The sequence below is a fragment of the Saccharopolyspora taberi genome, from assembly GCF_039534165.1.
Taxonomy (GTDB): domain Bacteria; phylum Actinomycetota; class Actinomycetes; order Mycobacteriales; family Pseudonocardiaceae; genus Saccharopolyspora_D; species Saccharopolyspora_D taberi.
Genome location: NZ_BAAAUX010000035.1, coordinates 45,872 through 57,244, shown reverse-complemented (window position 1 = coordinate 57,244; position 11,373 = coordinate 45,872). Strand labels below are relative to the sequence as shown.

General features: G+C 70.8%; 11 protein-coding genes. 3 read left to right on the top strand and 8 right to left on the bottom strand.

Going from position 1 to position 11,373, the window contains the following annotated elements; translation table 11 throughout:
• Positions 1-126: 126 nt before the first annotated feature.
• The 6 genes from ABD691_RS31615 to ABD691_RS31590 form a co-directional block, all read right to left on the bottom strand.
• A complete protein-coding gene (locus ABD691_RS31615) occupies positions 127-594 on the bottom strand; it encodes a MarR family winged helix-turn-helix transcriptional regulator (RefSeq protein WP_344686018.1) in 468 nt (155 codons plus the stop codon).
• Between the two features lie 83 nt (positions 595-677).
• Positions 678-1,430 (bottom strand): ABC transporter permease, encoded by a 753-nt coding sequence (locus ABD691_RS31610; RefSeq protein ID WP_344686017.1) that lies wholly within the window; start codon positions 1,428-1,430, stop codon positions 678-680.
• A 167-nt stretch (positions 1,431-1,597) separates the two neighbouring features.
• Positions 1,598-2,551, bottom strand: coding sequence for an ABC transporter ATP-binding protein (locus ABD691_RS31605; RefSeq protein ID WP_344686016.1), 954 nt, complete (start codon positions 2,549-2,551; stop codon positions 1,598-1,600).
• Between the two features lie 221 nt (positions 2,552-2,772).
• Positions 2,773-4,470 carry an aa3-type cytochrome oxidase subunit I gene (gene ctaD / locus ABD691_RS31600; protein WP_344686015.1) on the bottom strand — a complete coding sequence of 566 codons (1,698 nt, stop codon included), beginning with the start codon at positions 4,468-4,470 and terminating at the stop codon, positions 2,773-2,775.
• Positions 4,471-4,537: 67 nt separating this feature from the next.
• A complete protein-coding gene (locus tag ABD691_RS31595) occupies positions 4,538-4,717 on the bottom strand; it encodes a hypothetical protein (protein ID WP_344686014.1) in 180 nt (59 codons plus the stop codon).
• Between the two features lie 49 nt (positions 4,718-4,766).
• Positions 4,767-5,336: an SACE_7040 family transcriptional regulator gene (locus tag ABD691_RS31590; protein WP_344686013.1), complete on the bottom strand. Its 570-nt coding sequence runs from the start codon at positions 5,334-5,336 to the stop codon at positions 4,767-4,769.
• A gap of 92 nt (positions 5,337-5,428) precedes the next feature.
• On the opposite strand from ABD691_RS31590, the gene ABD691_RS31585 reads away from it, so the two are divergent.
• The 3 genes from ABD691_RS31585 to ABD691_RS31575 are packed head-to-tail and all read left to right on the top strand — an operon-like array spanning position 5,429 to position 10,240.
• Entirely contained in the window at positions 5,429-7,042 is a 1,614-nt protein-coding gene (locus tag ABD691_RS31585) for a carboxyl transferase domain-containing protein (protein ID WP_344686012.1), read from the top strand.
• Between the two features lie 38 nt (positions 7,043-7,080).
• The gene (locus ABD691_RS31580; RefSeq protein ID WP_344686011.1) at positions 7,081-9,087 is read left to right on the top strand and encodes an acetyl/propionyl/methylcrotonyl-CoA carboxylase subunit alpha; all 2,007 of its coding nucleotides are present in this window, start codon (positions 7,081-7,083) and stop codon (positions 9,085-9,087) included.
• Between the two features lies 1 nt (position 9,088).
• Complete coding sequence (locus ABD691_RS31575; RefSeq protein WP_344686010.1) at positions 9,089-10,240, top strand: acyl-CoA dehydrogenase family protein; 1,152 nt, start codon at positions 9,089-9,091, stop codon at positions 10,238-10,240.
• A gap of 54 nt (positions 10,241-10,294) precedes the next feature.
• On the opposite strand, the gene ABD691_RS31570 is transcribed toward ABD691_RS31575, so the two are convergent.
• Both ABD691_RS31570 and ABD691_RS31565 read right to left on the bottom strand, forming a co-directional pair.
• On the bottom strand, positions 10,295-10,867 hold the full coding sequence (locus ABD691_RS31570) for a hypothetical protein (RefSeq protein ID WP_344686009.1): 573 nt from the start codon (positions 10,865-10,867) through the stop codon (positions 10,295-10,297).
• A gap of 197 nt (positions 10,868-11,064) precedes the next feature.
• The gene (locus tag ABD691_RS31565; protein ID WP_344686008.1) at positions 11,065-11,277 is read right to left on the bottom strand and encodes a heavy-metal-associated domain-containing protein; all 213 of its coding nucleotides are present in this window, start codon (positions 11,275-11,277) and stop codon (positions 11,065-11,067) included.
• Between the last annotated feature and the right edge of the window lie 96 nt (positions 11,278-11,373).

Genomic DNA, 11,373 nt, shown 5'->3' with positions numbered 1-11,373 from the left:
GAGGCGCTGGACGCGGCGGGCAACGTCATCGGCCGCTCCGCGCCGGTGCAGGCACCGGCTCCCGCGCACGCGGGCTGAGGTGAGCAGCGGAAGGACCCGTGAGCCGGACGGCCCACGGGTCCTTCTTCATCGCAGGGACCGGTAACCCGGATGCACGCCGGGAGCCAGCCCGTGGTGCTCGGCGATCCGCCGCAGCAGACCGGCGAGCTGCTCGCGCTCGTCGGCGTCGAGCGGCTGGCAGAAGTCGGCCTCGTGCTCGGCGGCCAGCTCCCGGATCCGGCCCATCAGCTCCTGCCCCTGGTCGGTGAGCGTCAGCTCGTGCACCCGGCGGTCGCGGACGCTCCGGCTGCGCCGGACGAGCCCGCGCGCCTCCAGCTCGTCGACGAACGCCACGATCTTGCTCGGCGCCATCCCCAGCGCCTGCGCCAGCGCCTGCTGGCTCAGTCCCGGGGTGCCGCCGATCATCCGCAGCATCCCGGTCTGCGGCGGCGTGAGCCCCAGCGCGCTGACGCGCTCGGCGAACCGCGTCGCGGCGTGCGTGCCGAGCTGCGTCAGCAGGAAGGCGGCGCCGATCTCGGAGTGGTCCTCTGGCACGCGGCAACTCTAACCACCCCGAATCGTTCCGCGGCGAAACGCTTCCGGCGCCGCCCAAGCAGAGCGAGTGCAGAGCAGGCTCCTCAGACCCCGCGTCGCATCGCCCTGGTCCCGAGCACCAGCCCGATCGCGGCGACCGCGCCCGCAGCCAGCAGGCCGTAGCCGACCGACGCCTCGGCGAACCGCCCGTCGAACAGCGCCCGCTCCGCGTCGACGACGTGGGACACCGGGTTCAGCTGCGCGGCGACCTGCAACCACGCGGGCCCGAAGTCCATCGGCAGCAGCACCCCGGACAGCAGCATCAGCGGGAACAGCAGCAGCTGCGCGACCAGGTAGAACAGCTCCCCGCTGGGGTGCGAGGCCAGCGCGAGCACGAACGACAGCGAGCTGAGCCCGACCGCGAACAGCGCCAGCAGCGCCATCCCGGCGAGCACGCCGGCCAGGTTCAGCCGGAACCCCAGCGGGATCGCCAGCACGATGATCAGCGCCGCCTGCGCCAGCAGCAGCACGAACTCCTTGCCGGTGCGGCCGACCAGCATCGCGCTGCGGTTCAGCGGCGTGACCAGCATCCGCTCCAGCGACCCGCCGCCCAGCTCCACCAGCAGGTTGTACCCGGCCATCATCGGACCGAACAGACACATCAGGACCAGCACACCGGGCACGAACCACTGCCACGGCGAAGGGCCGCCCGCCTGCGTGCCGCCGAGCAGCGGTCCGAACAGGAACAGGAACAGGAGCGGCTGCACCATCGAGAACAGCAGCCCCATCGGGGACCGGAGCAGGGGAGCGAACTCGCGGGAGAAGACGGTCGCGGTGTCGCGGAGGAATCGGGTCATGCGGTGGTCTCCTTGGTCGTGGTTCACGCCGCCTGCTGTGTCTTGCGGGGCGCCCGCACCCGGTCGGCGGTCGTGAGCGGGGTGGGGAGTGTGGCTCATGCCGCCTGCTGTGTCTTGCGGGGCGCCCGCACCCGGTCGGCGGTCGTGAGCGGGGTGGGGAGTGTCGCTCACGCCGCCTCCTGCCCGCTCTCGCGCAGGCTGCGGCCGGTCAGTGCGAGGAAGACGTCGTCGAGGGTCGGCCGGGAGGACTCGGCGGTCAGCGCCTTGACCCCGGCGTCCTCCAGCGCCCGCAGGAGGTCCGGCAGCGCCGCGTCCGCGCGCGGCACCCGCACCCGGACCGCGGTCTCGTCGCTGCTGACCTCCCCGATCCGGGCGGCGATCCCGCTGGCCCTCGGGACGTCCTCGGCGGCCACCGAGACGGTGATCTGGTCGCCCGCGAGGTCGCTCTTCAACCGCTCCGCGGTGCCGTCGGCGATGATCCGGCCGTGGTCGATGACCACCACCCGCTCGGCCATGCTGTCGGCCTCGTCCAGGTAGTGGGTGGTCAGGAACAGCGTGGTGCCGTGCTCCTCGCGCAGCCGCAGGATGTGCTCCCAGATGTTGTTGCGGCTCTGCGGGTCCAGGCCGGTCGACGGCTCGTCCAGGAACAGCAGGTCCGGCCGGTGGACCATGCCCATCGCGATGTCGAGCCTGCGGCGCTGGCCGCCGGAGAGCGTGCCCGGCTTGCGCCGGGCCAGCGGGGTGAGGTCGAGCAGGTCGAGCACCTCGTCGGCGCGGCGGCCGGCCTCGGCGCGGGTCAGGCCGTAGCAGCGGCCCTGCGTCACCAGCTCGTCGCGGACCCGGAAGTTCTCGCCCGCGCTGTTCTTCTGGCCGACGTAGCCGATCCGGGCGCGGACAGCGGCGGGGTCGGCCACCACGTCGTGGCCTGCGACGGTCGCCCTGCCGGAGGTCGGCGGCAGGAACGACGTGAGCATGCGCAGGGTGGTGGACTTTCCTGCGCCGTTCGGGCCGAGGAACGCGACCAGCCGGCCGGGCTCGACGTCCAGGTCGATGCCGCGCACCGCCTCGACCGACTCCCGTCTGACCTTGAACGTCCGGGTCAGTCCGCGGGCATGGATCATCGTCCCCTCCTTGCGGGGTTGGCTGGGCATGACGAAGAAACCCCTGGTCAGGGGTGGTTTTTCGGATCAGCCAATGATTGCCCGCTCGAATTGGCCCTGTCAAACGTGAAACGTCCGTTCATGTTTGTGCTGACCTGCGAAAACGCCGTTGCGGAAAGCGGCCGGGAAAATCGCGCGCAGGCTTCTGAAATGGGATTTCCCCGGGTTCCATCACGAATCGGTCACGGACTCTTGTCGCGGCGCAGGGTGGCGTGCGCTTCGAGCTCCAGCCGCTCGGTCATGTGCGGGTAGTGCAGCTCGAACGCGGGCCGGATCGACCGCACCCGCGGCAGCGCGGTGAAGTTGTGCCGCGGCGGCGGGCACGAGGTCGCCCACTCCAGCGAGTTGCCGTGCCCCCACGGGTCGTCCACGTTGGCCACCACGCCGAACCGGTAGCTGCGGAAGACGTTCCAGAGGAACGGCAGCATCGAGGCGCCGAGCACGAAGGCACCGATCGTCGAGACCTGGTTGAGCGTTGTGAAGCCGTCCAGCTCCAGGTAGTCGGCGTACCGGCGCGGCATGCCCTCGTCGCCCAGCCAGTGCTGCACCAGGAACGTCAGGTGGAACCCGACGAAGGTGAGCCAGAAGTGCAGCTTGCCCAGCGTCTCGTCCATCATCCGGCCGGTCATCTTCGGGAACCAGAAGTACACCCCGGCGAACACCGCGAACACGATCGTCCCGAACAGCACGTAGTGGAAGTGCGCCACCACGAAGTAGGTGTCGGTGATGTGGAAGTCCAGCGGCGGGGACGCCAGCAGGATGCCGGTCAGCCCGCCGAGCAGGAAGGTCACCAGGAACCCGGTGCTGAACAGCATCGGCGACTCGAAGGTCAGCTGCCCCTTCCACATGGTGCCGATCCAGTTGAAGAACTTGATGCCCGTGGGCACCGCGATCAGGAACGTCGCGAACGAGAAGAACGGCAGCAGCACCGCGCCGGTCGCGAACATGTGGTGCGCCCACACCACCGCCGACAGCCCCATGATCAGCAGCGTCGCCATCACCAGGCCGGTGTAGCCGAACAGCGGTTTGCGGCTGAACACCGGGAAGATCTCGGTGACGATGCCGAAGAACGGCAGCGCCACGATGTAGACCTCGGGATGCCCGAAGAACCAGAACAGGTGCTGGTAGAGGATCGCGCCGCCGTTGGCCGGGTCGAACGCGTGCGCCCCCAGGTGCCGGTCGGCCAGCAGCGCGAACAGCGCCGCGGTCAGGATCGGGAACGCCATCAGCACCAGCAGGCTGGTCGCGAAGATGTTCCAGCAGAAGATCGGCATCCGCCACATCGTCATGCCGGGGCAGCGCATGCAGATCAGCGTGGTGATCATGTTGACCGCACCCAGGATGGTGCCCAGACCGCTGACGATCAGCCCGGTGATCCACAGGTCGCCGCCGAACCCGACGTTGATCCGGGACAGCGGCGCGTAGGCGGTCCAGCCGAAGTCGGCGGCGCCGCCGGGCATCAGGAACCCGCTCATCACGATCAGCCCGCCGAACAGGAACAGCCAGTACGAGAAGGCGTTCAGCCGGGGGAACGCGACGTCCGGAGCGCCGATCTGCAACGGCAGGACGACGTTGGCGAAGCCGAACACGATCGGCGTGGCGAACAGCAGCAGCATGACCGTGCCGTGCATGGTGAACAGCTGGTTGTACTGCTCCTGGGACAGGAACTGGAGTCCCGGGTAGGCCAGCTCACCGCGCATCAGCAGCGCCATCGCGCCACCGGCGATGAAGAACCCGAACGCGGTGATCAGGTAGAGCAGGCCGATCTGCTTGGGGTCGGTGGTGTGCAGCCACGGCAGCATCCGCGACCCCTTGCGCGCGCGGGTGCGCGTGTACGCGCGCGTCGGCACCGGCGACGGGCGTTCGCTGACCGCGGCCATGGCCTGCCTCCAAACGGGCTTGCCGACCTTCCCAGTCTTGACCCGTCGTCAACCCACGGCAACGCGATCACCGGAACCGGGTGAAACCGGTGACGAGCGGCCGTTCCACCGCCGCGCCGGCCAGTCCGGAGCGGAGCCCGGTGAGCACCTCGTCGGACATCTCGCCGTAGGTCTCGAACGACTCCACGGTGCAGTGCTCCATCACGTCCTGGATGTAGGGGTCGGACATCTTCCAGTGCGCGAGCACCGCCTCGGAGTCCGGGTAGAGCTGGAAGCTGTGCGCCAGGCCGCGCTCGTCAAGCTCCGGTACCCAGCGCGTTCAGCGCCATCGAGTGCAGCAGGTCCGACATGGCCTCGGTGCCCAGGTGCGCGCTGTACGGCGTGGAGTTGATCAGTCCGAGCACCGCGTGCGACGCCGCCCGCGCGGTCGGCTCGTCGAGGTCGGTCCGCACCTTGCGGAGCACGTCGACCCACACCTCGACGTAGCTGCGCTGCGACTCGCGCACCCGGCGGTGGTCGGCGGCGGCGAGGCTGTCGAGGTCGCGCATGTGCACGGTGATCAGCGCCGAGTTGGTCAGCGCGAACTCGACGTGCCAGCGGACCAGCGCGTCCAGCGCCGCTCGCGGGTCGTCGGCCGTGCCCACCCGGCCCCGGCCGCCGAGCAGCAGCTTGTCGCTGATGCCGGTCAGCATCTCGGCGAGCATCGCGTCCTTGCTGCGGAAGTGCCGGTACAGGGCGGGCCCGGAGATGCCGACGGCGGCACCGATGTCGTCGATGCCGACGCCGTGGAAGCCGTAGCGCGCGAACAGGTCCGCCGCCGCGTCGAGGATCTGGGCGCGGCGGGACGACTTGGCGGTGTCCGACATCGGTCAGATACTAGACGACGAGGTTAGTCGTCGTTAACATCGGCGGCGAGTTAACGATGACTAACGCGCCGACCGCGGAAGGTGTCCGACCCATGGATGCGCCGGTTCTGACCACGACCGTTGACCCGGCCTCGGAGTCCTACGCGCGCTATGCCGAGCAGCACGGCAAGCTCGTCGCCGACCTCGACGCCGAGCTGGACCGCGCCCGCCTCGGCGGCCCGGAGAAGTCCCGGCAGCGCCACGTCGAGCGCGGCAAGCTGCTGCCCCGCGACCGGGTGGACGCGCTGCTCGACCGCGGCTCGCCGTTCCTGGAGCTGTCCACCCTGGCCGCGCACGGCCTCTACGACGACGAGGCGCCGTCGGCCGGGATCATCACCGGCGTCGGCCGGGTCTCCGGCCGCGAGTGCGTGATCGTCGCCAACGACGCCACGGTCAAGGGCGGCACGTACTACCCGATGACGGTCAAGAAGCACCTGCGCGCGCAGGAAGTCGCCCTGCACAACAACCTGCCGTGCATCTACCTGGTCGACTCCGGCGGCGCGTTCCTGCCCAGGCAGGACGAGGTGTTCCCGGACCGCGAGCACTTCGGGCGGATCTTCTACAACCAGGCGACCATGTCCGCGCGCGGCATCCCGCAGATCGCCGCCGTCATGGGCTCGTGCACCGCGGGCGGCGCGTACGTGCCCGCGATGAGCGACGAGGCGGTGATCGTCCGCAGGCAGGGCACGATCTTCCTCGGCGGTCCGCCGCTGGTGAAGGCCGCGACCGGTGCCGAGGTGACCGCCGAGGAGCTCGGCGGCGGCGAGCTGCACTCGCACACCTCCGGCGTCACCGACCACCTGGCCGTCGACGACCCGGACGCGCTGCGCATCGTGCGGTCGATCGTGAGCACCCTCGGACCGCGCGCCCCGCGCCCGTGGGACGTCGCGCCGGTCGAAGCGCCCGCCGTCGACCCCGACGAGCTCTACGGCGTGGTGCCCACCGACAGCCGCACGCCCTACGACGTCCGTGAGGTCATCGCGCGGGTCGTCGACGGCAGCCGCTTCCAGGAGTTCAAGCGCGACTACGGCGCCACGCTCGTGACCGGCTTCGCGCGGATCCACGGGCATCCAGTGGGCATCGTCGCCAACAACGGGATCCTGTTCAGCGAGTCGGCCATGAAGGGCGCGCACTTCATCGAGCTGTGCGACAAGCGCTCGATCCCGCTGGTGTTCCTGCAGAACATCTCCGGCTTCATGGTCGGCAAGGAGTACGAAGCGGGCGGGATCGCCAAGCACGGCGCCAAGATGGTCACCGCCGTCGCCTGCGCCCGGGTCCCGAAGTTCACCGTCGTCATCGGCGGGTCGTTCGGCGCGGGCAACTACTCGATGTGCGGGCGGGCGTACTCGCCGCGCTTCCTGTGGATGTGGCCGAACGCGCGGATCTCGGTGATGGGTGGCGAGCAGGCGGCGTCGGTGCTGGCCACCGTGCGCCGCGACCAGTTCGAGGCCCGCGGGCAGGACTGGCCCGCCGAGGAGGAGGAAGCGTTCAAGCAGCCGATCCGCGACCAGTACGAGCACCAGGGGCACCCGTACTACTCGACCGCGCGGCTGTGGGACGACGGCGTGATCGACCCCAAGCAGACCCGAACCGTGCTCGGCCTGGCCATCTCGGCCGCCGCCAACGCGCCGCTGGAGCCGGTCGGCTACGGCGTCTTCCGGATGTGAGGCCCGTGATGGAGCTCGGAACTTCGCGAAGTGGAGGGATGAGGATCGTGCAGCGCTTCGACACGGTGCTGGTCGCCAACCGGGGGGAGATCGCGGTCCGCGTGATCCGGACCCTGCGGCGCCTGGGCATCCGCTCGGTCGCGGTCTACTCCGACGCCGACCGCTCCGCCCGCCACGTCGCCGAGGCCGACACCGCCGTCCACATCGGCCCGCGCGCGGCCACCGAGAGCTACCTCAGCATCGACCGCATCCTCGACGCGGCGAAGCGGACCGGCGCCCAGGCGATCCACCCGGGCTACGGGTTCCTCGCCGAGAACAGCGCCTTCGCCACTGCCTGCGCCGACGCGGGCGTGGTGTTCATCGGCCCGCCCGCATCGGCCATCGACTCGATGGGCGACAAGATCCGCGCCAAGCAGACCGTCAGCGCCGCCGGGGTCCCGGTCGTCCCCGGCCGCAGCGAGCCCGGCATGACCGACGACGAGATCCACCGGGCCGCGGTCGACGCGGGCTTCCCGGTGCTGCTCAAGCCGTCGGCGGGCGGCGGCGGCAAGGGCATGCGGGCGGTCCACGAGGAGTCCGCACTGGACGAGGCGATCGCCTCGGCGCGGCGGGAGGCGCGGGCGTCCTTCGGCGACGACACGCTGTTCGTCGAGCGCTACGTCAGCAGGCCCCGCCACATCGAGGTCCAGGTCCTCGCCGACCAGCACGGCAACGTCGTGCACCTCGGCGAACGCGAGTGCAGCCTGCAACGCAGGCACCAGAAGATCATCGAGGAGGCCCCGTCCGCGCTGCTCGACGCCGGGACCCGGGAGCGCATCGGCCGGTCGGCCGTCGACGCCGCCCGTTCAGTCGGTTACGTCGGCGCGGGCACCGTGGAGTTCATCGTCTCGGCCGACCGGCCCGACGAGTTCTTCTTCATGGAGATGAACACCCGGCTCCAGGTCGAGCACCCCGTGACCGAGCTGGTCACCGCCGCCGGCGGCGAGCGCGGCATCGACCTCGTCGAGCAGCAGGTCCGCGTCGCCCAGGGCGAGCCGCTGCTCTGGGCGCAGGGCGAGCTGCGGATCGAGGGGCACGCGGTGGAGGCCCGCGTCTACGCCGAGGACCCGGCCCGCGGTTTCCTGCCCACCGGCGGCGACGTCCTCGACGCGCACGAGCCCACCGGACCGGGCATCCGGGTCGACTCCGGCATCTGGACCGGCATGCGCGTCGGCTCCGACTACGACCCGATGCTGGCCAAGGTCATCGCCTGGGCCCCGACCCGCTCCGACGCCCTGCGCAGGCTCGACGCGGCGCTCGGCGAGACCGCGGTCCTCGGCCTGCACACCAACATCGCCTTCTTGCGCTCCCTGGTGGTCCACCCCGAGGTGGTCGCGGGCAGGCTCGACACCGGACTGGTCGAGCGCGAGCTGGAAACCCTGGTCGCGTCCGGTTCCGGCACCCCGGAGGAGGTCCACGTCGCCGCCGCGCTGGACCGGCTGATCGCCGACGAGCCCGCGGGCCCGGTCGTCGACCCGTGGGACGTGCCCGGCGGCTGGCGACTCGGCGCTCCCGCGCCCGCGGTCTGGCGGTTCGAGGACGTCGAGGTCCGCATCCGCGGACGCGCCGACAACGCCGAGGTCGAGGTCGGCGGCGTCGTCGGCCCGGCCCGCGCCGAGCTCCGCGGCGACCTGCTCACCGTCACCTACCAGGGCGCGACCAGGCGCTACCGGGTCGCCCGCGCCGACGGCGTGACCTGGCTGGCCGCGGGCGGCCACGCGTGGGCGCTGCACGAGCACCGGCTGCTGGCCGACCGCGACGGCGCGGCGGGCGGCTCCGACGGCGCGGTCACCAGCCCGATGCCCGGAACCGTCCTGGTCGCCGAGGTCAGCCCCGGCCAGCAGGTCCGCAGCGGCCAGACCCTGTTCGTCGTCGAGGCCATGAAGATGGAGCACACCATCACCGCCCCGGTCGACGGCGTCGTCACCGAAGTGAATGTCCGAAAGGGACAGTCGGTCGGGCTGGACCAGCCGCTGGCCGTCGTCGCCGCAGCACAGGAGTCCTGACATGGTGGATAACCGGTTGAACGAGGAGTACGAGGCCCTGCGCGAGAGCGTGCAGACCTTCGCCCGCAAGGAAGTGGCGCCGGTCATCGGCGACTACTACGAGCGCGAGGCGTTCCCGTACCCGCTGGTGCGCACGATGGGGCGGATGGGCCTGTTCGGGCTGCCGATCTCCGAGGAGCACGGCGGCATGGGCGGCGACTACTTCGCCCTGTGCCTGGCCCTGGAAGAGCTCGCGCGGGTGGACTCGTCGGTGGCCATCACGCTCGAAGCGGGCGTCTCGCTGGGCGCGATGCCGATCTACCGCTTCGGCAACGAGCAGCAGAAGCGCGAGTGGCTGCCAAGGCTCGCCACCGGCGAGATCCTCGGCGCCTTCGGCCTGACCGAGCCCGGCGGCGGCTCGGACGCGGGCTCGACCCGCACCACCGCGGTCCTGGACGGCGACGAGTGGGTCATCAACGGCTCCAAGGCGTTCATCACCAACTCCGGGACCGACATCACCGGGTTCGTCACGGTCACCGCGGTCACCGGCCAGAAGGCCGACGGCGGCAAGGAGATCTCCACGATCATCGTGCCCTCTGGCACCCCCGGCTTCACCGTCGCCAAGAAGTACTCCAAGGTCGGCTGGAACGCCTCCGACACCCATGAGCTCAGCTTCGACAACTGCCGGGTGCCTGCCGCGAACCTGCTCGGCGAGCGCGGTCGCGGCTACGCGCAGTTCCTGTCGATCCTCACCGAGGGCCGGGTGGCGATCGCGGCGCTGAGCGTCGGCCTCGCCCAGGGCTGCGTGGACGAGTGCCTGCGCTACGCGGGCGAGCGCGAGGCGTTCGGCCACAAGATCGGGGAGTACCAGGCGATCCAGTTCAAGATCGCGGACATGGAGATGCGCGCGCACACCGCCCGCCTGGCCTACTACGACGCGGCGGGGCGGATGCTGCGCGGCGAGCCGTACCGCAAGGAGGCGGCCATCGCGAAGCTGGTGTCGTCGAACGCGGCGATGGACAACTCCCGCGACGCGACGCAGATCTTCGGCGGCTACGGCTTCATGAACGAATCCCCGGTCGGCCGCTTCTACCGCGACGCGAAGATCCTGGAGATCGGCGAGGGCACCAGCGAGGTCCAGCGCATGCTCATCGCCCGCGAACTCGGGATGTGACCTCGGATCCGGGAGAGGGCGGAGTCGGGGGTCCGCCCTCTCCCGGAAGTCTGCTCAGCGGAAGAACGGGCTCACCCGCTGCTGCTGCGGTCCGCGGGGCATGGTGATCTCGGTGTCGGCGGCCTGCGCGAGGTTGTCGGTCTGCTCGAGGTCGGACTGCGGCTGGGGCCGCACCGGGCGGAAGTCCTCCCGGGTGTCCTGGTCCTCCGGCCACGCCGGTCCCTGGCCGTACTGCTGCCCGCCGCGGGGCTGCTGCTCGGCGTATCCCTGCGGTTCGGCGTAGGGCTGCTGGACCTGCTGGGTCCGCGGCGGGACCTGCTGCTGTGCCGGCGAGCCGTGGTCCTCCTCCGCGAGGTGCTGCATGATCCAGTCCCGCGCGAGCGCGGCGGGCGAGGTGTTCTGCTTCGCCGCGAGTTCCTTGAGCTTCTCGTTGGCCATCAGCGGCAGCCGCAGCTGGTAGACCTGCGAGCCGCCGAACCGCCTGCCGGAGCCGGTGGTCTCGACGCTCTCCTCGGGGGCCAGCGCCGCGAGGTACGACTCAAGCTCGTGATCCGGTTCGGCCGCCTCCGGTTCGGCGGGCAGGTCCGGCTTCTGCCGGCGTCCGATCTTGGTTCGTCCTAGAGCCACGCGGACACGATAACGGTTCGATTGCGATCTGCCCACCGCTGTGCGTCGTCCGACACAGCGGAGGGCCCCCGCGCCAGGGGGAGGAGCACGGGGGCCCGGAGGGGATCTCCACAGTTGCTGACCGGGGGTCTGTCAGCGCCTGCGATTGTGGCACGGCGGCACCCGATGTGGGGAGACGTCGCGCCGCACGGGTTTCGTCAGTTCCAGGAGGTGACCTGGTAGCCGGCCTCGTCGACGGCGGCGGTGGCCGCCTCCCGGCTGAGCTCCTGCTCGCTGGTGACCGACACCAGGCCGGTGTCGAGCGCGACCTGGACGTCGGTGACGCCGGCGATCTCCGAGAGCTCCTCGGTGACCGAGCGGACGCAGTGCTCGCAGGTCATCCCGGTGACGGTGAAGGTCTGGGTGCTCATTCGGATCCTCTCTCGGTGGCGTTCCGGGGACTTCGCCTCCGAATGTACCCCCCAGGGGTAGCTGCGCCCGGGTCCGCCGCGCCGGGCCGGATCGTC

Excerpts from the sequence above, each read along its gene's own strand:
- ABD691_RS31565 (WP_344686008.1), bottom strand. The coding sequence starts at position 11,277 with ATGAGCACCCAGACCTTCACCGTCACCGGGATGACCTGCGAGCACTGC.
- ABD691_RS31580 (WP_344686011.1), top strand. The coding sequence starts at position 7,081 with ATGAGGATCGTGCAGCGCTTCGACACGGTGCTGGTCGCCAACCGGGGG.
- ABD691_RS31605 (WP_344686016.1), bottom strand. The coding sequence starts at position 2,551 with ATGATCCATGCCCGCGGACTGACCCGGACGTTCAAGGTCAGACGGGAG.
- ABD691_RS31590 (WP_344686013.1), bottom strand. The coding sequence starts at position 5,336 with ATGTCGGACACCGCCAAGTCGTCCCGCCGCGCCCAGATCCTCGACGCG.
- ABD691_RS31575 (WP_344686010.1), top strand. The coding sequence starts at position 9,089 with ATGGTGGATAACCGGTTGAACGAGGAGTACGAGGCCCTGCGCGAGAGC.
- ABD691_RS31610 (WP_344686017.1), bottom strand. The coding sequence starts at position 1,430 with ATGACCCGATTCCTCCGCGACACCGCGACCGTCTTCTCCCGCGAGTTC.
- ABD691_RS31585 (WP_344686012.1), top strand. The coding sequence starts at position 5,429 with ATGGATGCGCCGGTTCTGACCACGACCGTTGACCCGGCCTCGGAGTCC.
- ctaD (WP_344686015.1), bottom strand. The coding sequence starts at position 4,470 with ATGGCCGCGGTCAGCGAACGCCCGTCGCCGGTGCCGACGCGCGCGTAC.